1 pseudogene is annotated in these 410 nt (G+C 72.9%); it reads left to right on the top strand.

Annotated features, from left to right (window positions below):
• Nucleotides 1–176: 176 nt before the first annotated feature.
• A pseudogene (locus ACFHWU_RS29455) lies at nucleotides 177–410 on the top strand (hypothetical protein); the annotation flags it as partial.

Here is a 410-nt window from a genome sequence, read left to right as displayed (position 1 = left end):
ATCTTGACCGTTCCGGACACCACGCCCGGTGATCAGAGCCTTACCCGGAAAGGCTCAGTGATCAAGGTTTAGAGCGACCGGCACTGGACTACACCGGTGTCGGTAAGCACCCCACGCCGCGCTGCCCCCAGCCGGCCCGCAGCCTGTTCCGGCAGGCCGCTGACCGGGTCGCCGAGTTGCCGCAGCCGCTACTGGCCGCCGCCGACGCGCGTCGGCATCCGGTGCTCGGGGTCCGCGTCGCGCCGGGCCGCGACACGCTGCGCCGGGTGATCGAGGCGGTCGACGCAGCTATGGTGGACCGCCTCGTCAGCGCCTGGCTGGCCACCCGACTCGCTCCACCGGCCGGCGGGTGCGGGCTGGCGGTGGACGGCAAGACCGTCCGCCACTCGGGCGGACCGGACGGGGTCGAC

This window comes from Micromonospora sp. LOL_015 (genome assembly GCF_048060275.1).
Lineage (GTDB): Bacteria > Actinomycetota > Actinomycetes > Mycobacteriales > Micromonosporaceae > Micromonospora_E.
The sequence above is the reverse complement of the archived record's forward strand: the minus strand, read 5'-3'. Positions and strand labels throughout refer to the sequence as shown.